18 protein-coding genes are annotated in these 18,378 nt (G+C 64.1%); 5 read left to right on the forward strand and 13 right to left on the reverse strand.

What is annotated here, in order from left to right; all coding sequences use genetic code 11:
• Positions 1–107 precede the first annotated feature (107 nt).
• Positions 108–1,604 carry a CoA-acylating methylmalonate-semialdehyde dehydrogenase gene (locus FJW03_RS22095; RefSeq protein ID WP_140761021.1) on the reverse strand — a complete coding sequence of 499 codons (1,497 nt, stop codon included), beginning with the start codon at positions 1,602–1,604 and terminating at the stop codon, positions 108–110.
• Positions 1,605–1,982: 378 nt separating this feature from the next.
• On the opposite strand from FJW03_RS22095, the gene FJW03_RS22100 reads away from it, so the two are divergent.
• Positions 1,983–2,864, forward strand: coding sequence for a LysR family transcriptional regulator (locus tag FJW03_RS22100; RefSeq protein WP_140613388.1), 882 nt, complete (start codon positions 1,983–1,985; stop codon positions 2,862–2,864).
• A 29-nt stretch (positions 2,865–2,893) separates the two neighbouring features.
• Here the strand turns inward: FJW03_RS22100 and FJW03_RS22105 are convergent, their stop codons facing one another.
• Positions 2,894–3,394, reverse strand: coding sequence for a hypothetical protein (locus FJW03_RS22105; RefSeq protein ID WP_226890431.1), 501 nt, complete (start codon positions 3,392–3,394; stop codon positions 2,894–2,896).
• On the opposite strand from FJW03_RS22105, the gene FJW03_RS22110 reads away from it, so the two are divergent.
• Together FJW03_RS22110 and FJW03_RS22115 are read left to right on the forward strand one after the other, a co-directional pair.
• Entirely contained in the window at positions 3,386–4,111 is a 726-nt protein-coding gene (locus FJW03_RS22110; protein ID WP_226890432.1) for a hypothetical protein, read from the forward strand. The two genes, FJW03_RS22105 and FJW03_RS22110, sit on opposite strands and share 9 nt — an antisense overlap.
• Entirely contained in the window at positions 4,108–6,264 is a 2,157-nt protein-coding gene (locus tag FJW03_RS22115) for a phospholipase D-like domain-containing protein (RefSeq protein WP_140761027.1), read from the forward strand. Before FJW03_RS22110 ends, FJW03_RS22115 begins: the two co-directional genes overlap by 4 nt.
• 29 nt (positions 6,265–6,293) lie before the next feature.
• Here the strand turns inward: FJW03_RS22115 and FJW03_RS22120 are convergent, their stop codons facing one another.
• From FJW03_RS22120 to rnk, 3 genes are all read right to left on the reverse strand, one after another.
• Positions 6,294–7,550, reverse strand: a complete 1,257-nt coding sequence (locus FJW03_RS22120) for a D-amino acid dehydrogenase (RefSeq protein ID WP_140761028.1) — start codon at positions 7,548–7,550, stop codon at positions 6,294–6,296.
• A gap of 111 nt (positions 7,551–7,661) precedes the next feature.
• Positions 7,662–8,204, reverse strand: coding sequence for a GreA/GreB family elongation factor (locus tag FJW03_RS22125; protein ID WP_140761029.1), 543 nt, complete (start codon positions 8,202–8,204; stop codon positions 7,662–7,664).
• Between the two features lie 14 nt (positions 8,205–8,218).
• Positions 8,219–8,635 carry a nucleoside diphosphate kinase regulator gene (rnk, locus tag FJW03_RS22130; RefSeq protein WP_140613383.1) on the reverse strand — a complete coding sequence of 139 codons (417 nt, stop codon included), beginning with the start codon at positions 8,633–8,635 and terminating at the stop codon, positions 8,219–8,221.
• Positions 8,636–8,645: 10 nt separating this feature from the next.
• On the opposite strand from rnk, the gene FJW03_RS22135 reads away from it, so the two are divergent.
• Positions 8,646–8,846 carry a hypothetical protein gene (locus FJW03_RS22135; protein WP_140761030.1) on the forward strand — a complete coding sequence of 67 codons (201 nt, stop codon included), beginning with the start codon at positions 8,646–8,648 and terminating at the stop codon, positions 8,844–8,846.
• 64 nt (positions 8,847–8,910) lie between these two features.
• On the opposite strand, the gene alr is transcribed toward FJW03_RS22135, so the two are convergent.
• The 7 genes from alr to rsfS form a co-directional block, all read right to left on the reverse strand.
• On the reverse strand, positions 8,911–10,050 hold the full coding sequence (gene alr / locus FJW03_RS22140; protein ID WP_140613382.1) for an alanine racemase: 1,140 nt from the start codon (positions 10,048–10,050) through the stop codon (positions 8,911–8,913).
• 94 nt (positions 10,051–10,144) lie between these two features.
• Positions 10,145–10,660 carry an RNA pyrophosphohydrolase gene (locus FJW03_RS22145; RefSeq protein ID WP_140761031.1) on the reverse strand — a complete coding sequence of 172 codons (516 nt, stop codon included), beginning with the start codon at positions 10,658–10,660 and terminating at the stop codon, positions 10,145–10,147.
• Positions 10,661–10,783: 123 nt separating this feature from the next.
• The gene (locus FJW03_RS22150) at positions 10,784–11,965 is read right to left on the reverse strand and encodes a divergent polysaccharide deacetylase family protein (RefSeq protein WP_140761032.1); all 1,182 of its coding nucleotides are present in this window, start codon (positions 11,963–11,965) and stop codon (positions 10,784–10,786) included.
• 183 nt (positions 11,966–12,148) lie between these two features.
• Positions 12,149–13,480, reverse strand: a complete 1,332-nt coding sequence (locus FJW03_RS22155) for a S41 family peptidase (RefSeq protein ID WP_181165786.1) — start codon at positions 13,478–13,480, stop codon at positions 12,149–12,151.
• 1 nt (position 13,481) lies between these two features.
• A complete protein-coding gene (locus FJW03_RS22160) occupies positions 13,482–14,840 on the reverse strand; it encodes a murein hydrolase activator EnvC family protein (RefSeq protein WP_140613379.1) in 1,359 nt (452 codons plus the stop codon).
• Between the two features lie 169 nt (positions 14,841–15,009).
• Positions 15,010–15,492 (reverse strand): 23S rRNA (pseudouridine(1915)-N(3))-methyltransferase RlmH, encoded by a 483-nt coding sequence (gene rlmH, locus FJW03_RS22165; protein WP_140613378.1) that lies wholly within the window; start codon positions 15,490–15,492, stop codon positions 15,010–15,012.
• 60 nt (positions 15,493–15,552) lie between these two features.
• Complete coding sequence (gene rsfS, locus FJW03_RS22170) at positions 15,553–15,930, reverse strand: ribosome silencing factor (protein WP_135902362.1); 378 nt, start codon at positions 15,928–15,930, stop codon at positions 15,553–15,555.
• 242 nt (positions 15,931–16,172) lie between these two features.
• Here rsfS and FJW03_RS22175 point away from each other — a divergent pair, with 242 nt between their 5' ends.
• Positions 16,173–17,024, forward strand: a complete 852-nt coding sequence (locus FJW03_RS22175) for a mechanosensitive ion channel family protein (protein ID WP_140761033.1) — start codon at positions 16,173–16,175, stop codon at positions 17,022–17,024.
• 3 nt (positions 17,025–17,027) lie between these two features.
• Here FJW03_RS22175 and FJW03_RS22180 read toward each other — a convergent pair whose 3' ends face one another.
• A complete protein-coding gene (locus FJW03_RS22180) occupies positions 17,028–18,320 on the reverse strand; it encodes an MFS transporter (RefSeq protein ID WP_140761035.1) in 1,293 nt (430 codons plus the stop codon).
• Positions 18,321–18,378 lie beyond the last annotated feature (58 nt).

Consider the following 18,378-nt stretch of genomic DNA (forward strand, 5'->3'; position numbering starts at 1 on the left):
CGGGCCTTTTGATCAATCATCGTCGGGATGACGACTCGGCACCGTCCCTTAGGCCGGCCCGCGCGTCCGCAGCCGAAGGCGAGGACGCGCAAGCAAGAAATCGTCCGTCAGTTCATCGTCGGGATGACGAACTCGGCGCCCTCCTTGATGCCGGACGGCCAACGTGAGGTCACCGTCTTTGTCTTGGTGTAGAAGCGGAACGCATCCGGGCCGTGCTGGTTGAGATCTCCGAAGGACGATGCCTTCCAGCCACCGAACGTGTAATAGGCGATCGGCACCGGGATCGGCACGTTGACGCCGACCATGCCGACCTGGACACGGCTTGCAAAGTCGCGCGCGGCGTCGCCGTCGCGGGTGAAGATGGCAACGCCATTGCCCATCTCGTGGTCGTTGGCGAGGTTGATAGCATCCTCGTAACGCGGCGCGCGCACCACCGACAGCACCGGCCCGAAGATTTCTTCCTTGTAGATGCGCATGTCTGATGTGACATTGTCGAACAGGCAGCCACCCATGTAATAGCCGTCCTCGTAGCCCTGCATCTTGAAGCCGCGGCCATCGACGACAAGCTTGGCGCCTTCCTTGACGCCAATATCAACATAGCCCTTGACGCGCTCCAGTGCCTGGGCAGTCACCAGCGGGCCGAAATCGGCGGAAGAATCCGTCGATGGGCCGACCTTCAGGCTTTCGACGCGCGGCACCAGCTTTTCCATCAGCCGGTTGGCCGTGTCGTTGCCGACCGGGACGGCAACCGAGATCGCCATGCAGCGCTCGCCCGCCGAACCGTAGCCGGCGCCGATCAGCGCATCGACGGTCTGGTCCATGTCGGCGTCGGGCATGATGATCATGTGGTTCTTGGCGCCGCCGAAGCACTGCACGCGCTTGCCGGCCGCGGTGCCACGCGAATAGATGTAATGCGCGATCGGCGTCGAACCGACAAAGCCGATGGCCTTGATGTCGGGATCGTCAAGGATGGCGTCGACCACATCCTTGTCGCCATTGACGACATTGAGGATGCCCGCCGGCAGGCCGGCCTCGATGAACAGTTCGGCAATGCGCATCGGCACGCCCGGATCGCGCTCGGAGGGCTTCAGGATGAAGGCGTTGCCGCAGGCGATGGCCGGCGCGATCTTCCACAGCGGGATCATCGCCGGGAAGTTGAACGGCGTGATGCCGGCCACGACGCCGAGCGGCTGGCGCATCGAATAGACGTCGATGCCGGGGCCGGCGCCATCGGTGAACTCGCCCTTCATCATATGTGGCGCGCCTATGCAGACCTCGACCACTTCGAGGCCACGCTGGATGTCGCCCTTGGCGTCGGCAATAGTCTTGCCGTGCTCGCGCGCCAGGATGTCGGCCAATTCGTCATAGTCGCGCTGGACCAGTTCGAGAAACTTCATCAGCACGCGCACGCGGCGCTGCGGGTTGGTGGCGGCCCACTTCGGCTGCGCCGCCTTGGCGTTCTCGACCGCGGCGCGCAGTTCCTGCGCCGAGGCCAGCGCAACCGTGCCGCGCACGGAGCCGTCCATCGGCTGCATCACGTCCTGCTTGCGACCGCTGGTGCCGGCGACGCGCTTGCCGCCGATGAAATGACCGTATTCGATCATGCTTTCTCTCCCTGAGGTTGTGAATGCCGCATTGTCCGCCTTTGGCCGGCAGAAGGCAACGTGAGGGAGATCGCAACCGTTGTGCGCGGAATAGATAACGATTGACGGATGAGCATCAATTCTCGCAAATGAGAGGGTGTGTTCGTCACGCTGGAATTGTCAGGTTGAGTCCCTTCGCGCCCCCCTCTGTCCTGCCGGACATCTCCCCCACTTGGGGGGAGATCGGCTGTCATCACCGCTTTCGCCTACTTTGGACATTGCAGGCCAGGTCTCAGCGGCGCGGCCGGTTGATCTCCCCCCAAGTGGGGGAGATGTCCGGCAGGACAAAGGGGGGCGCCACAGAACGCAACGCTGACAATTATCATCCGGACCACCCCCATGAACTGGGATGACGTCCGCATCTTCCTTGCCGTGGCCCGCGCCGGCCAGATTCTGGGCGCGGCCAAGCGGCTCGAACTCAACCACGCCACCGTCTCGCGCCGCATCGCTGCGCTTGAGGATGCGCTGCGCACGAAACTCTTCCGCCGCCTGACCACCGGCAGCGAGTTGACGCCGGCCGGCGAGCGCTTCCTCGACATTGCCGAACGCATGGAGGGCGACATGATCGCCGCGCGCTCGGCCATATCGGGCGAGGGTGACGATATCTCGGGCACGGTGCGCATCGGCGCGCCGGACGGCTTTGGCGTCGCCTTCCTGGCCAGGCGTCTCGGCGCGCTGACCGCCCTGCATCGCGAATTGACGATCCAGCTCGTGCCGGTGCCGCGCTCCTTTTCGCTTTCACGCCGCGAAGCCGACATCGCCATCACCGTCGAGCGGCCGACCGAAGGCCGGCTGGTGGCGGGAAAGCTGGTCGACTATTCGCTCGGCCTGTTCGCGTCGCGTGCCTACGCCGATGCCAATGGCCTGCCCAAAACCGCGGCCGAACTCGGCCGGCACACGCTCATCGGCTATGTGCCCGACCTCATCGTCAGCCCGTCGCTCGACTACGCGGCCGAATTCAGCGCCGACTGGCGCACCAGCTTTGCCATCTCCTCGGCGCTCGGCCAGGCCGAAGCGGTGCGCTCTGGCGCCGGCATCGGCATCCTGCACACTTTCGTCGCCCGCTCGATGCCGGAACTGGTGGCCGTCGATGTGGTGGCGCCCATCCGTCGCGCCTACTGGCTGGTCTATCACGAATCGGTCAGGCCGCTGCGCCGCATCCAGATCGTCGCCAGCTTCATCACCAAGGCGGTGGAGCGCGAACGGGGTTTGTTTACCTGATTTCGCAAAACCAGCACACAATGTGCCGTTCAAGGCGAGTCGAGAACGAACGAATTCACCACACGCTCAGCCTTGTCCGCCAGCGGCGCCCACATCTGCGCAACCTGGTCGGCGCTCTCGCCCATCACGCTGCAATTGACATAACCGTAGCGCGCTCCTCGAACCGAAAAAGCAAACCTGGAATGGCCATGGAGGCGGGTATCCTTGTCGATAACCGTAAAGTCCAGATCGGCAAGACGCACAGGATAGCCGTCCGGAAACCTTGCAAGCTTATCATTGCTGAACTCGGCTGTGCTGTATGATCTACCTATCATCCACTTCCAGTCGTTCATCGACCAGTCCTCGATGAGCTTGCGCGGATCGGCCGGCGAGCCGGGTCCGGATCGATTGTAAAGCGAGGCCGACACCATGCAGGTAAGACTCTGATCGTTGGATTCTATACTCAGCAATATCGCCTCGTCGGCAGGCGGCTCATTGATCCATTCCTGGGGAAAGGTCAGCGAAAATCCGTTAGCCCGGTCATGGACCATCTTGTCCGCAGCATCGGCCCCCGCAGCGCAGGACAAAAATCCAACAGTCATGACGAGAAGGCAGATACGCATGCAGATGCTGGTCCCCAAATCCTTACGGGTTCTGCCCTTCAGGCAGATCCTCCCAAAATCACAATAACACAACGGGCCGCAAGCAATGCCGCCTTTTCTTTGCCACAAAACCGGCCAGTGTGGCATCAGGCATGCGGCCACTGGCACGGCGCGGGCCGCCGGGTGGGGAAATCTTTCAGAAAGCTGGCGCGGATAGACATGCGAGCCGTTCTTGCCATCCTGCCGCTGCTTTTTTTTGTCTCCGCATGCGCCAATCCGTGGACCAAGGTGCCCGAAGCCGAATTGCCCAAACCGATCCGCTCCGCCATGGCGCGCGCCTCGCCTTTCGTCATCGGCAACTATTGCGGTCCGGGCACCCGCACCGGCGATCTTTCCGCCCGGCCGGTCGATCGCCTCGATGCCGCCTGTCAAATCCATGACGCCTGCTACATCGCGCGTCACAATCATTGCGACTGCGACGGCGCCCTCATTGCCTCGGCGAGGGCGATACGCGATGACAGGACAGCATCCCGCAAGATGCGTGGCGAAGCCGAACTGCTGATCGCCACCTTCGCCGTTCCTATCTGCAAGATCTTCCCACAAGGCTTCATGCCGCCCCGTGATCCGGCGCAGTTGAGCGCCATGAAGCCCGGGGCCACGGGGTGAACGTCCGCGCATCCGTCATTCTTGCCCTGTTCGCACTGGCAATCCTTGCCGGCTGCGCTGGTGCGGGCCGCAATGCCTGCGACCTCTTGCCGGGACAGGAGGCCTGCGCGCGGCCCTCGCTGTCGGCCAGCACGTCCGGGTCGCGGATCGCGGCCGCGCAGTTCTTCGGAGATGCCGGCGCCAGCGACTACCAAAGACGGTTCCTGGCGCTGCTCGCCCACAACCAGCTCGATGCCCTCGATCGCGCCAACGGCACCGGCCCGTTCGGGCGCAACCGCCGCGATGTCCACAATCGCGACTTCCAGGCGACCTATTCAACGCTGCAGCAACTGGCCGGACCGGTCGCCAATGCGCATGTCCAGCCCTCCAGTGGCGGCAGTGGCGAGGGCCAGTTCGACGGACGCTGGCGGGTGTCGCGGCAGACGCTCTACATCGATGCGGCCGCACGGCCCTCGGCATCCAAGACGTTCGAATTCTCCGGCCTGCAGGCACGCAGCACCGAGATCGTGCTGCGTCAGGCCGGCAAGCAACCGGCCGACATCGAGGGCACCTGCGACGGCACTTTGGCGATCCGCGCCGCCGGAGCCTCGCGTACGATCGCCCCCGGCACGGAATTCCGCTTTCGCCTCTCGGGCGAAGACGACACGGCCAGCCTGTTTCCGGGCGACAGCCTGAACCGTTGCACGGCAAGGATCCGCTCCAGCCTCGTCCCGGCCGGCGCTCCGCTCACCATCCTACGCGAGGAGACCGCCGATCCCGGGCTTGCTGCCTTCGACAGCCGTTACCAGCGTTGCACGGTTCCCGACGGCGCCGATCTCGACGCGCTTGAACGCGCCTTCTATGCCAGCCGTTGGCTGTCGCAGACCTGCGCCTTGCCGATCGGCGAGCCCAGGCTGCTGCGCAAGTCGCGTGACGGCTTCAACGCCAAGGTCGAGGCGCTGATGGGCGCGCCGCTATCCGACGCCGCCATCGACAAGGGCGATCCGGAACTGCCGCTCGATTTCTCGAAGGCGCCAAGGCTGAAGCTGATCTATTTGTCCTCGCTGGAGTTCAAGGCCGACTTTTCCGGCCGCATCATCGAGCGGCTGATCCGCCATCATGCCGCCCTCGGCACCAAGGTGCGCATCATTGTCACCGACGTGCTCGAGCGCGAAAAGGACGACGCCATTCTGCACCGGCTTGCGGCCGAATTCCCCAATGTCGAGCTGCAGGAATACCGCTGGCGCGCCGACCATGGCGCGCCGATCGACGAGCAGATTTCACAACTGCACAAGACCCATCACATCAAGATGCTGGCAACGCTGGCGCGGGATCCCGCGCGCTCCCGCGTCATCATCGGCGGCCGTAACATCCACGACGGCTTCCTGTTCCATCAGCCGATCGACTTGTCGCGCTATCCGGGCCTGCAGCAATACGGCAAGACCGATGGCCTGTCGCTGAACTACTATTCGAACTGGAGCGACTTCGATATCGAGTTCGCCGACAATGCGACGGTCGACACGCTTGCCGCGCATCTGTCGACAATATGGTTGCGTGACGCCGACACCAACCTGTCGCGCCCCTTCTCCATCCCGGTCCGCGCCGATGGCCGCCGCCCGTCCGGCAATGCCCGGCACTTCATTTCAGTGCCCTATGAGGACGACCATGCGCTGGAGGACTATTTCGTCGATCTGATCGATGCCGCCCAGCACCATGTCCAGATCGTCAACCCCTACCTCAATCTGACGCCGAGCCTCGCCCACGCCTTCGACCGGGCGCTCGCCCGCGGCGTCAAGATCGACATCGTCGGCCGCATCGATCTCAAGGGCGATATCGGCGGCAGGTTTCTCACCGCGCTCAACAAGCTGTTCGTCGAACAATATGGCGACCGAATCAACATCCGCGAGTTCAAGGCGCCGGACGTGGTGCTGCATTCCAAGATCATGATGATCGACGAAAGGCTGGTCGCCATCTCCTCGGTCAACCTTAACAACCGCAGCTTCTTCCATGACTCGGAGAACGGCATGACGGTGCTCGATCCCGCTTTCTACTTCAGCATGAAGCCGATCTATGACGACTACCTCGCCCACTCGAACCCCGTCGCCACCAATGTGACCATCCCGTGGGCCTACCGGCTGCTGTTCGACGAGGAGTGGGTGAAGGAAGCGTTTTGACATCCCATCGGTCATGAACGGTGGCTCGGCTATTTCAGATAACGCTCCTGCGCCAGTGCGCGCACATCGATATCAGGCACACGGCTCGATATGATGTCGGCCAGAACCTTGGCCGAACCGCAGGCCATGGTCCAGCCGAGCGTTCCGTGACCGGTGTTGAGATAGAGATTGGAAAGCTCGGTGCGGCCGATCAGCGGCGGCCCGTCCGGCGTCATCGGCCGCAGCCCGCACCAGAACGTCGCCTCGCGCATAGCGCCGGCGCCCGGAAAGAGATCGCCGACCGAATGTTCGAGCGTGCGCCGCCGCGATTCGTGCAGCCTGAGGTCGAAGCCGGAAATCTCTGCCGTGCCGCCGACGCGGATGCGGTCTCCAAGCCGGGTGATCGCCACCTTGTAGGTCTCGTCCATCACCGTCGACACCGGCGCCAGGGCGGCGTCCTTGATCGGCACGGTGATCGAATAACCCTTGACCGGATAGACCGGGATCGACCGCTTCATGCGGCGCATGAAGCCCGCCGAATAACTGCCCAGTGCCATGACATAGGCGTCGGCGGTCTTGAAACCCTTGCTGGTGCTGAGGTTGGCAATGCGGTTGCGGCTGCGGATGACGCGCCAGATCGTCATGTCGTATTCGAACTTCACGCCACGCGCCACGCAGAGCTCGGCCAATTTATCGGTGAACATCTTGCAGTCGCCGGTCTCGTCATGCGGCAGCCTCAGCCCGCCCACGAACTTCTCGCGCACGCCGGCGAGCCCCGGCTCCGCCGTGATGCAGCCGTCCTGGTCGAGGATTTCATAGGGCACGCCATATTTCTTCAGCACCTCGACATCGCCTGATGTGCCGTCGAGCTGTTTTTGCGTGCGGAACAGCTGCAGCGTGCCCTGCGTCCGCTCGTCATAGCTGATGCCGGTCGCTTCGCGCAGCGCCTTCAACGTGTCGCGGCTGTACTCGGCCAGCGGCACCATGCGCGATTTGTTGATCGCATAACGCTCGGCGGTGCAGTTACGCAGCATCTTGACCAGCCATGTCCACATATGCGGGTCGAAGGCCGGCCGCACAACCAGCGGACCATGCTTCATCAAGAGCCATTTGATCGCCTTGAGCGGAATGCCGGGCCCGGCCCAGGGCGAGGCATAGCCGGGCGAAATCTCGCCGGCATTGGCGAAGCTGGTTTCCAGTGCCGGACCTTTCTGCCGGTCGACCACCGTCACCTCGTGGCCGGCGTCGGCGAGATAATAGGCCGTGGTCACCCCAATGACGCCACCGCCCAGCACCATGATCTTCATCGTTCACTCCTTATGCCGCGTCTGACGTTCATAGACACGGCCCACTTGCGATTTGCACATGATCCCTGGCGAAAATCGTCCCCGATCTTCGAGACCACGCGCCGTTGCCATTCACGCCGCCGAGGGACCGGGGTCGTCATCCTCTGTCTGCCGCATTCCGGCCGCCGCGCCAAGAGGCTGGATCGGGGCTGCGGCGCTGTAGACGAGAGTCAATCCATGCGGCCGACATCCGCCAGCCGAGGCTTTCTCCCAGGCTTCCCGCCGCGCGGCTTCCGGCTGATAGAGCACCGTCTTGACCCGGATCGCCTCCCGCCTGCCATCAGGGTGTTCGATCGATGCCGTCTGGCCCTGCGCCATGCCGAGCATGCAGAGCCCACGCCTTGTCGCCACCGACAGGCTGGAGCCGACCGGCCCGCGCACCTCGTTCTGCACCAGGGTGCGCGTCTCGGCCGCGCCGGCATCGACGCAAAACACCACCCTGCTGTTCAGCGTCACGACATCGGCTTCGACCGAATCGACCGGCACGACGCCGGCATTGGCAAGCTTCTCTTCGATCATCCAGACGATCGGATCCGCGAATGCCCGCCGCCGCTCCAGCATGACTTCGAGCACGGCGAAATCCTTCGTCGTCAGGCGGCAGCTCATGTTCCTCATCACCGCCTCCACGATCAGCGCCCGCTGCCGGCGGGGATATCGACGGCCTCCACGGTCACCGACAGTTTGCGGCCGCCACGACCGTTCCAGCACACCGCCTGCCCGACGCTGACACCGATAAGCGCCGTTCCCATCGGCGTCAGCACCGAGATCCGGTTTTCGGCAATGTCGGCTTCGCCGGGATAGACCAGCACGATGCGCTGTGTGTCTCCGCCTTCGCCGCGGACCGTCACCGTCGAACCCATCCGCACCACGCCATCCGGCATCGCCGCCGCGTCTTTCACTACCGCCCGGTCCATTTCCGAGAGCAGCTCTTCGGCCGTCTCGGGCGCGCGGTCGAGCAGGGCCCTTGCCAGCCCGGTCAACCTGTCATGGTCGGTGTTGCTGATCAGAATCCGGCTCGATGGACGCAGTCCCGTTGCATGTTGCATGGCAAACCTCATGGATCGGCGCATCGAACGGATGCGCGCCTGCCGCCGCGCTGATTGCGGCTTGATGAAAGCCGGCAGCCACGAAGGGCCGTACGGCTTGATGACGATTGTGGATGTATGGATGCCCCGGTACGGACGGACGCCCGAAAGGCGGCCGCGCCGGGGCTACGATCCCGCGATCGGGCAGACCCTGAACAAGGTTCTGATATAAGCGAGGTTGCTCATGCCCCGACCCTTGCCGACAGGCGCCCGCTTGTCAAGCGCGGCCAAACCGCTCAACCGCCGATATAGTGCCGGTGAAAGCGCGGGCCGAGACTGGCCAGGATTTCATAGCCGATGGTGCCAGCATGGCCGGCGGCATCGTCGACGCTCTGCGAGGGGCCTAGAAGCTCGACCAGATCGCCTTCGCGCAGTTTGCCGGGTTGAAGGGCGGAGATGTCGAGAATGATCGAATCCATCGACACACGCCCGAGGAAAGGCAGACGCGCGCCTTCGAACCAGGCCGCCGAAGCGGAGCGTCGCAGCCAACCGTCCGCATAGCCGAACGAAATCGTCGCAAGGCTCAGCGGACCTTGCGCGTGATAAGTATGGCCATAGCCGATGCCGGTGCCTTTTTCGACGCGGCGCGTCTGCGCCACCTTGGCCTGCAGCCGCACGACAGGCAGCATCGGATTGGGTTCGTCGGGCGTCGGATTGATGCCGTAGAGCGCCGCCCCCGGCCTGGCGAGATCGTAATGGTAGCCCTGCCCGAGAAAAATGCCGGACGAATTGGCAAGCGAGCCGGGCGCCGCGGGCAACATGGCGCGCAGCCGTTCGAAGGCCAGCCGCTGTTGTTCGTTGGCTGGATGGCGCGGCTCGTCGGCGCAGGCCAGGTGGCTCATCACATATCTGACGTCGATCCCATCGAAAGCGCCGGCATCCCCGGCCAGCGTCCCGACTTCGGCCGGCGCCATGCCAAGCCGCGACATGCCGCTGTCGACCTGGATGGCGGCCGGCAGCCTGCGGCCGGCGCGATGCGCCGCCGCGCGCCAGGCTTTCAACTGCGCGCCACTATTGATGACCGCGCACAGGCCGGCCGCCACCGCTTCCGGCTCGGAGCCCGGCGGCAGCCCGTTCAGCACGTAGATGTCCGGTCCAGTCCCGACCATCTTGCGCAGATCGATGCCTTCGGCCAGTAGCGCGACGAAGAAGATGTCGCATCCCTCTCTGGTCAATGCCGATGCCACCTGCGCTGCGCCAAGGCCATAGCCGTCGGCCTTGAGCACGCCGGCACAGCGCACGCCTGCCAGCCTTGCCTTCAGCCGCCGGTAGTTTTCACGAATCGCGCCAAGATCGATGGTCAGGATGGCCCCGGCCGCCGCTTCGCTTACGGCGGTGACGTCATCGGGCAGCAATCTTGTGGGGGCGTCGTTCATGACGACCCTCCTTTTAGCGGATAGAACATCAATAGGACCGCGAGGCGGGCGCGGCAACTGCGGCCCTTCGAACCACGACCCGCACCCCGTCCTTCTATGGCACAAGGTGCCGGAACGCCGCCACCACGTCTTCATAGACCTGGCGCTTGAACGGCACGATCAGATCGGGCAGGTCCCGCATCGGCCGCCACGACCATTTGTCGAATTCGGCGGTGTGGCCGCCCGGCGGCGGATTGATCTGGATCTCGCTGGTATCGCCGTGGAAGCGGAAGGCGAACCATTTCTGCGTCTGGCCGCGATAGCGCCCCTTGAAGGCGATGCCGACGAGGTGGTCCGGCAGATCATAGTTGATCCAGTCCGACGCTTCGGCGAGCAGCGAAACGCTGCGCATGCCGGTCTCTTCGTAGAGCTCTCGCTCCGCCGCCTGCAGCGGCTCCTCACCCTTGTCGATGCCGCCCTGCGGCATCTGCCAAAGCTGCGTGGTGCCGGCGAATTCGCTGTCGGGTTCGGCGATGCGATGCCCGACCCAGACCAGGCCCTCGCCATTGAGGATCATCAGACCGACACAGGGACGGTAGGGCAGCGTTTCGCGATCGATCGTTTTGGCCATGAGCAACGAGTTCCAGCCGTCTTGAGAATTCGCTCCGGCAAGGCGGGCGGCGAGTGGTTTCGAGGAGCGGAAGCACGGAAACACCGCCAGATGCCCGCCGGAGCAGAGATACCAGGATGGCTGTTAGCCTTTTTGCGGGTCTATGGCCACCGCTGAAATCGGCACGATCTCGATGCCGCGTTTCTTGGCCTCGGCCACCCATGACGACACCGTGTCGACGGTCAGGTCGAAAGCCGAGCCGATGCCGACGGCAGTGCCCTTGGCGCGGGCGGTCGCCTCCAGACTGTCCAGTTTCTTCAGGATGGCGCCGCGATCCTGGACCGCGTCGATCGCCATGTCGCCGGCGACGAAGGGCACGCCGTCCTTCAGCGCCAGGTCAGGTGCCAGGCTGCGCGCCGATGAGCCGTCGTCGATATAGGCGAGGCCCCTTTTGCCGAGTTCGGCCATGAACGGCTCCATCGCCGCCGTATCGGCGGAAAACCGCGCGCCCATATAGTTCATCACACCGGTATAGTTCGTCGTCCGCGACAGCGCCCAGTGCAGGCTTTTCAGGTTCTCTTCGGCACTGGCCGCCACCGTCAGCGTGTTACGGCCGGGATTGACGTTGGGATAATCGAACGGTTCGAGCGGCACCTGCATGACGATCTCATGTCCGCTCTGCCTGGCCGCCTGCATCCAGCGGCCAATGCTGTTGCCCTGCGGCGCGAACGCCAGCGTCACTTCCGGCGGCAATTTGGCAATGGCCGCCTGGGTGCCGGTCTGCGACACGGCAAGTCCGCCAATGACGATCGCCACGCGGGCACCGCGGGCACCGGACCAGGGCCGCGCATAGACGTCGAACGGCCGCCGGCCATCGGCGGAGCGCATCGGCAAGGGTCCGGTTTCGCTGGCTTCGATCAGCGCCTTGTCGGGAATATGCGCGATCTTCAGGTTCTGGCCGACGGTCGACGGGTCGCGAATGACGATTTCCGCCTTGGGCGGTCCATCGCCTTCCACCGTCTGCACATGGATGATCTGCGGCCCACCGGTCTTCGCCGGCGTCTCCACCTTTGGCGTCGCTGCAGGGGCCAATGCGGGAGGCGACGCGGCGGGCTCGGCCGCCGCAGTCACTTTCGGTGTCGAGATGGCGACTTCCTGCGGCTTGCGGAACGGCTTTTCCCTGAGCGCGATCGCGGCCGAGACGCCGACCACCACCAGCACGATCGCGCTCGCCGCGATCACGCCCGCGCTGACCCTGCGGGCGGCACGCGGCGCCCGGACAGTCTGTCCAAGCGGGCGTTCGATGTCCTTGCCGATATCAGCCAAGCCCTGTCCCCGGTGCGCATGGTTCCGAAGGCGGCTCCCTTCGAGACCACGCGCGCGAATTCTTCAACCCTGGCGCACCCGTGGCGCCGCATCTGGAGGCCTCGTCCCGCCTCCCGAATCAAACTGCCGGAACCTTTCGATCCCGGCAGCATTGCATTGCTTCGTTCAGGCGGCCAGACCGGCTTACTGGTTGAGCACGGCCTTTTCCGGATTGGGCGGGAAGGCCGGATCGGTCTTCTGGCCGCGCAGCAGCTGCTCGGCATAGATGAGCTGCAGGTCGTCCTTCGGATCCGGCGGCACATAGGCTGCGGAGCCGGAGCCGGTCTTGCTCTCGTCGGCGCCCTTGATATGGCCCTTGAGATCGGACTCGCCGCGCGTCAGATCCCTGCCCTGCAGTTCCGGCGGCAATGGCTGGTCGACCTTGATGTCGGGCGTGATGCCCTTGCCCTGGATCGACTTGCCGGACGGCGTATAATAGAGCGCCGTCGTCAGCCTGAGCGCACCGTTCTCGCCGAGCGGAATGATGGTCTGCACCGAGCCCTTGCCGAAGGACTGCGTGCCGACAACCGTGACGCGGCGCAGATCCTGCAGTGCGCCGGCGACGATTTCAGAGGCGCTGGCCGAGCCACCATTGACGAGCACGATCATCGGCTTGCCGTTGATGTCGTCGGTCTGCTTCGGCTTGGCGTCGAAGCGGGTGACGTCCTTGGGATCGCGGCCGCGCGTCGAGACGATCTCGCCCCGCTTCAGGAAGGCGTCGGACACGCTTACCGCCTGGTCGAGCAGGCCGCCAGGATTGAGGCGCAGGTCAAGCACATAACCCTTGAGCTTGTCGTCCGGCACCTGCTTCTTGATGGTGTCGATGGCGTTCTCGAGGTCGTCATAGGTCTTTTCGGTGAAGGAAGTGATCTTCATGTAGCCGATGTCGTTTTCGACCCGGAACTTGACCGCCTTGACCTTGATGATGTCGCGCACGACCGTCAGTTCGATCGGCTTGTCGGCGCCTTGGCGCAGAATGGTGAGCTTGATCGGCGTGTTGACCAGGCCACGCATCTTTTCGACCGCATCGTTGAGCGTCAGGCCGCGAACCTCTTCGCCGTCGATCTTGGCGATGTAGTCGCCGGCCAGCACGCCAGCCTTGGCGGCCGGGGTATCGTCGATCGGCGTGATCACCTTGACCAGGTCGTTCTCCATCGTGACCTCGATGCCGAGGCCGCCGAACTCACCCTTGGTCTGGACGCGCATGTCCTGCGCCTGTTCGGCGTTCATGTAGGAGGAGTGCGGGTCCAGCGAGGAAAGCATGCCGTTGATGGCGTTCTCGACCAGCGACTTGTCGTCGGGCGGCGTGACATATTGTGCCCGCACCCGCTCGAAGATGTCGCCGAAGATCGCCAGTTGCTTGTAGGTCTCCGACCCCGCAGCGTTTGCCGCCGAGCCGGGCGCGCCATAGACAAGGCTCATGGCGGATGCGCCCATCAGCGCACCGGCAAACAGAAGCGACAGTTTCCGCATCATTTCACGTCCTTCCAGAAAAACGGTCCGCCCACCATGGGGCCGGATCGACGGGTTTTCCATCCTTGCGGAACTCGACATAGAGTTCCGGCGTGGCATTTCCATTCTTCGAAACCGAGGTGCTTGCCACCCGGGCCTCTCCCATCGCACCGACCGGCTCTCCTGCGAGCACTGACTGGCCAGTCACGACGCTGATTCTGCTCATCCCCGCCAGAACGACATGATAACCGTCGCCGGCATTCAGGATCAAGAGCTGACCATAGGAGCGAAACGGCCCCGCATAAAGCACGTTCCCATCCGCCGGTGCGGTGACGATGGCTCCCGATTGTGTCGCAAGCATGTCGCCAAGCATCATTGCGCCGTTACCGTCATCGGAACCGAAGCGGCGCTTGATGCGCCCGGTGACCGGCAGCGCGATCTGTCCTTGCAGCGCCGAAAAGGGAGCTGCCGCAGCGAGCCGGTTGCCTTCGGGAACCGGCAATGCAGCCAGCGATGCTGTTTTGTCGCCGCCCGTCTGATCGTCACCCGCCTGGTTCGCGGCGGCGGCCTTCGCTGTATCCGCGGCCTTGCGGGTCTTGTCAGCCTGCGCCTCGAGCGATGCGATCAGATCCTTCAGGCTGTTTGCCTTGGCCGCCAGCTGCTCGGAACGCTGCTGTTCGGCCGTCATCTGCGCCTGCGTGTCGGCCTCGAGCTTCTGCTTGGCTTCCAGCAGCATACTCAGTCGCTTCTTTTCCGCCGCCTGGTCGCCGACCGCCGCCGTCAGCCGTGCCCGCTCGGCCTCGATCGAGGCCGTCACCCGGGTCTGCTCCTTGAGGTCGGCCAGCAGACTATCGGTTTGCTGGCGCAATTCCGGCACCACGGCGCCGAGCAGGATGGCGCTGCGCACCGAGGACAGCGCGTCCTCCGGCTTGACCAGGATCGCCGGCGGCGGGTTGAGCCCCATGCGCTGCAGCGCGCCCAGCACTTCGGCCAGCACGTCACGCCGCGCCGCCAGCGAGGCGCGGATCTTCTGCTGCTGGCCCTTGAGCCCTTCCAGCTTGGCACCGATATCCTCGATGTCCTGGCCAAGCTTCTGCTCGGTCATCGCCGACTGGATCAGCGCCGCGGTGATCGAGGCGTGATCCTTCTTGACCGCGGCGATATCGGCGGCGAGCTTCGCCAGCCGTTCCGATGACAGCGTGATTTCCTTGGAAACCCGTTCGTATTCGGCGCGGCTCTGGTCCGGATCAGGCGCCATGTCGAGCGTGTTCTCGGCCCGCACCGCATGGAAGGACAAAAGAACCGCCGCCGCCGCGATGCCGCAGCGTGCGCGCCAGGAGGCCCTCCTCGATGAGCCCATTGTCGATTTCCAGCCTTCAGACATTCGCGATCGACTCTATCTGCGGCTTCGTTAACGAACCATCAACCATGTTGATGCGTGACGCCCCAAAACAGGCGGTGGTTTCCGGACCAACGGCATGTACCAGGAAATCCGTCCCCCACCACGTTTCTTGCGTGGCATTGGGGCGGAATTCGGTGCGACCCCGACGCTTTCAGGATCTGTGATAGGGATGGCCCGACAGGATCGTCGCCACCCTGTAGAGTTGCTCACCCAGCATCACGCGCACCAGCTGATGCGGCCAGGTGAGCGCACCGAACGACAGCACCAGCTCGGCCTGGTCACGCAGCGACGCATCATGGCCGTCGGCGCCGCCTATGGCGAGTACCAGCGCCTTGCGGCCGCCATCGCGCAGCTGTCCGATGCGATTGGCGAAATCCTGCGAGGACAGGCTCTTGCCGCGCTCATCGAGCAGGATTAGCGCCGTGCCCGGCTGCAGTTGCGCCTGCAGTCTCGATCCCTCGTCACGCTGACGCTCACCGGCGCTCTGCGCGCGGCCCTCCGCGATCTCGGTGATGCCGGCGAATTCGAGCCCCACCGCCGGGCCGCTCTTGGCGAAGCGCTCGAAATAGCGCTCGGCCAACTCCCGCTCGGGGCCGGCTTTCATTCGGCCCACGACATGGACTGATATCTTCATCTCGCCTCTACAAGCCGCTAATGCATGTCACCCAATGACATGCATTAGCAAATAATCGGCTTAGTGGAGTGTCTCTTCCTCGAGATCCGGCGCCTGCCACATCTTTTCGAGATTGTAGAATTCGCGGACTTCGGGGCGGAAGACATGGACGATGATGTCGCCCGAATCGATCAGGACCCAGTCGGCGCCTGACAGCCCCTCGACGCGCGCGGTGCCGAGGCCGGCATCCTTGAGCGCCTTGAGGAGATGGTCGGCGACAGCCGAGACATGACGGTGCGATCGGCCCGATGCGACGACCATGTAGTCGCCGAGGCTCGATTTTCCCTGGATGTCGATTGAGACGATGTTTTCGGCCTTGGAGTCTTCCAGACTGGCAAGGACTGTCTTGATGGCGCGGGACACGGCGTCGTTTACGCTGATCCCGGCCGGCGAAGGCACGATATCGGCCTTCTTCCGCAGTGCTGTTCTCAGTGTATTTCCTTTCGCAGCAAGAACAACCAAATCACCCCTGAAAGCAGGTGACATCACTTAAATAGGCAGAGTTCCGTTGCAGTTTCAAGACGGAGCTCCGACTCACGCGAACTCGTCGATTGCCGGGTTGTTCCATACGGCAGGCAAAAAGATCGGAACCCACGCGTCCCGCGGCGGTTATCGGCTGACCGACCAACCGGAATCCCGCCATGCCGATCGACCCGCAAAACACGCTCCTCACCGTCCAGGCGGGCCTCGCGCAGCTCAGCACGCTGATCGTCTCCTATTCCTTCTCGGCCATCGGCGCCATCATCCTTCTGGTGGTCGGCTATATCGTCGCTGGTCTCGCGGAGCGTTCGATCTTTGCCGGCCTCGGCCATATCCACGGATTCGACCAGACATTGCGGCATTTCTTTTCGAAGATTGTCCGCTACGCCATCCTGATTCTCGTCGTCATCATGGTGCTCGGCCAGTTCGGCGTGCAGACCGCCTCGATCATCGCCGCGATCGGCGCCATCGGCCTCGCCATTGGGCTGGCGCTGCAAGGCACGTTGCAGAACATCGCCGCCGGCATCATGCTTCTGGCGCTGCGGCCGTTCCGCATCGGCGAATCCGTCGAGGTCGGTTCCATCGCCGGTTCGATCGAGGAAATCGGCCTGTTCGCCACGAAGCTCAGGACCGCCGACGGCGTCTACATCCTGGCGCCCAACTCGACACTGTGGAACCAGCCGGTGCGCAATTTTTCGCGCAACGGCGTGCGCCGCACCGACATCACGCTCAGCATCGGTTCGTGGAACGACATCGACGGCGCGCAGAAGACCTTGCTTGCCATTGCCGGTGCCGAGAAGCGCATCCGTCGCGAACCGGCGCCGATCGCCTTCCTGGCCAGCCTCGGCGACACCACCGTTTCGCTCACCTTGCGCTACTGGACCTCGGCGGCCGACTACTTCTCCACGAATATCGACATGACCAAACGCGCCAAGCAGACTTTCGACAGCCAAGGCATCTCTATTCCGCTGCCGCCGCCGGAAGCGCCGCCGCCGGAGGTCCGCAAGCAGTAGCAATCAGTTGCCCCAGTGCCGGTCCTGTTCGTCCGGCGCGAAGGCAAGCTCCACCGGCAGCGGCGCCTGCGCCGTCATCGGTGCAAAGCTGCCGGTTTCGGTGGCCGGTACAGGACGGGTAGTGAACACGCGCAGAACCACGAACAGGCAGAAGGCGCAGGCAATGACGATTGTCACATAGATGAAGGCCTGCGTGCCGAAAACGGCCGAAAGCGCTGTCACGACGCCCGGTACGATGAAGCCCGCGAGCGACCAGGCAAACAAGAGCGAACTGGACAGTGCCACCATGTCGTCCTTGCTGGCACGGTCGGCGGCATGCGCGCTGGACAGCGAATAAATCGATTCCGAGGCGCCGTCCCACAAGACATAGATCACCAGCAGCGCCGCCAGCGCGCCGCCGTCGAAACCGAGCGCGAACATGCCCGACGACGCGGCTAGCGCGGATGCTCCGATCAGCACATATCGGCGATCGGTGCGGTCGGAAATCCAGCCGAACGGAAGCTGCAGGATCAGCGTGCCGAGCGGCATTACCGAAAGCAGCAGCGCCACATCGGCCTGGCTGTAGCCCTTGGCCGTGGCGTGGATCGGAGCGAAGCCGGAAATCGACATCGACAGACCGCCGACCGCCAGCATGCCGGCAACGCCGACCGGTGAAATTCGCCAGGCCCGGCGCAGCGCCACCGAGGCCGCCTGCGGCGCCGGCGGCTGCGCCAGCCGCGTCATCCCGACAGGCAGGATAGACAGAGCGGTGAAGGCAATGCCGATCAAAGGCGCATCCGCCGTCTTGATGTCGACCAGCGCAAGCGTCGCATAGCCGACGCCGAGCCCGGCGACGTAGGCGACGTAGAAGAAGGCCATGACCCGGCCACGTATGGCGTTGGCGACCGCGTCGTTCAGCCAGCTCTGCGCGACGATGAACAGGCCGCATATGGCAAAGCCGTAAAGCGCGCGCGCCGCGATCCACAACAGCGGGTGCGGACCCGCGCCGATGGCGGCATTGGACAGCGCGATCAGTGCCGACAGCACCATGAAGGCGCGGGCATGGCCGACCCTGCGCACCAGCGGTCCGGTCAGGATGCAGCCGGCAAGGCCGCCAGCCGAAAGCCCGGTGACGATGAGCCCGGCCCAGGTCGGATCGAAACCCTCGACGCCGAGCCGAACGGGGATATAGGCGAACATCAGCCCATTGCCGATGGCGATCAGCGCCATCGACACGATGACGCTGGCGATCGCGATCAATGGCGTGGGCGCGCTGCCTTGCTCCGGCTCGGCTGTGGGGTGGTTCTTTTCCAGCATGCCTGGTCAGCATTGCTCACCGAGCCGCGAAAGGCAGCGGCAAAAGCGACATGGCCAG

The organism is Mesorhizobium sp. B4-1-4 (genome assembly GCF_006439395.2).
In the GTDB taxonomy this organism is placed as follows: domain Bacteria; phylum Pseudomonadota; class Alphaproteobacteria; order Rhizobiales; family Rhizobiaceae; genus Mesorhizobium.

Bases quoted from the DNA above. Each gene is read 5' to 3' on its own strand.
- FJW03_RS22095 (WP_140761021.1), bottom strand. From the start codon at position 1,604: ATGATCGAATACGGTCATTTCATCGGCGGCAAGCGCGTCGCCGGCACC.
- FJW03_RS22100 (WP_140613388.1), top strand. From the start codon at position 1,983: ATGAACTGGGATGACGTCCGCATCTTCCTTGCCGTGGCCCGCGCCGGC.
- FJW03_RS22110 (WP_226890432.1), top strand. From the start codon at position 3,386: ATGGACCATCTTGTCCGCAGCATCGGCCCCCGCAGCGCAGGACAAAAA.
- FJW03_RS22105 (WP_226890431.1), bottom strand. From the start codon at position 3,394: ATGGTCCATGACCGGGCTAACGGATTTTCGCTGACCTTTCCCCAGGAA.
- FJW03_RS22120 (WP_140761028.1), bottom strand. From the start codon at position 7,550: ATGAAGATCATGGTGCTGGGCGGTGGCGTCATTGGGGTGACCACGGCC.
- FJW03_RS22125 (WP_140761029.1), bottom strand. From the start codon at position 8,204: ATGAGGAACATGAGCTGCCGCCTGACGACGAAGGATTTCGCCGTGCTC.
- rnk (WP_140613383.1), bottom strand. From the start codon at position 8,635: ATGCAACATGCAACGGGACTGCGTCCATCGAGCCGGATTCTGATCAGC.
- FJW03_RS22135 (WP_140761030.1), top strand. From the start codon at position 8,646: ATGGATCGGCGCATCGAACGGATGCGCGCCTGCCGCCGCGCTGATTGC.
- alr (WP_140613382.1), bottom strand. From the start codon at position 10,050: ATGAACGACGCCCCCACAAGATTGCTGCCCGATGACGTCACCGCCGTA.
- FJW03_RS22145 (WP_140761031.1), bottom strand. From the start codon at position 10,660: ATGGCCAAAACGATCGATCGCGAAACGCTGCCCTACCGTCCCTGTGTC.
- FJW03_RS22155 (WP_181165786.1), bottom strand. From the start codon at position 13,480: ATGATGCGGAAACTGTCGCTTCTGTTTGCCGGTGCGCTGATGGGCGCA.
- FJW03_RS22160 (WP_140613379.1), bottom strand. From the start codon at position 14,840: ATGTCTGAAGGCTGGAAATCGACAATGGGCTCATCGAGGAGGGCCTCC.
- rlmH (WP_140613378.1), bottom strand. From the start codon at position 15,492: ATGAAGATATCAGTCCATGTCGTGGGCCGAATGAAAGCCGGCCCCGAG.
- FJW03_RS22175 (WP_140761033.1), top strand. From the start codon at position 16,173: ATGCCGATCGACCCGCAAAACACGCTCCTCACCGTCCAGGCGGGCCTC.
- FJW03_RS22180 (WP_140761035.1), bottom strand. From the start codon at position 18,320: ATGCTGGAAAAGAACCACCCCACAGCCGAGCCGGAGCAAGGCAGCGCG.